Raw genomic sequence first — 633 nt, 5'->3', positions numbered from 1 at the left:
TCAGGTCCGAGGCGAATGGGCAATGATCTGTACCGCTCACAACCTCCTGAAGCTTGCAAAAGCCTCAAGATGAGGACCGGGCACCGAAATCTCCCGCCCAGCCTTCCCGTCATAATCGCCCCAAAATCGTTACTCGGACGGGCTCCTAGATGTGGAGCGTCAACAGGTTGTCCTCGTCGCGAGCGAGTCTGCTGATGGGTGTCTTGGCCTGGATTCCGCCGTGGGGGCGATGCCAGTTGTAGTGATGGAGCCAGCGCGGCAGCTCTTCGGCTCTGCGCTCTGAGTGGCCGCTCAGCCGCTGGCGCCGCAGTGCGATGATCTGCTCGACCTGGCCTGCCGGCGTCGGGCGATGCAGCCGGTGCGGACGCGACGAGCGGTCCGCCAGCCCGGCCATGCCCTCGGCGGCGAAGCGGGCGATCCATTTATGGACGGTCTTGAGGCTGACGCCGGCCGCCTTGGCGATCACGCCAGAGGCCGTGCCTGCCGCCGCCATGCGCACGATCCGCTCTCGACCCAACTGCGTCAGACGGGCATTCTTGTGGATGTTCATCCGGTCCTCCTTCGATGGAGACTGAAGCTTCGCAACCTCAGCTTCCTCGCTCGGGACCGGATGGACAACCTATTGAGAGCTCA

Annotated in this window: 1 protein-coding gene; it reads right to left on the bottom strand. The window is 63.8% G+C overall.

Features of this window, described 5'->3' with window-relative positions; translation table 11 throughout:
• Positions 1-145 precede the first annotated feature (145 nt).
• Entirely contained in the window at positions 146-550 is a 405-nt protein-coding gene (locus AC1D34_RS38185) for a leucine zipper domain-containing protein (RefSeq protein ID WP_441504517.1), read from the bottom strand.
• Positions 551-633: the final 83 nt, after the last annotated feature.

This window comes from Allobosea sp. P1_A7, assembly GCF_056406775.1.
This window is presented reverse-complemented; position numbering and strand designations above follow the sequence as displayed.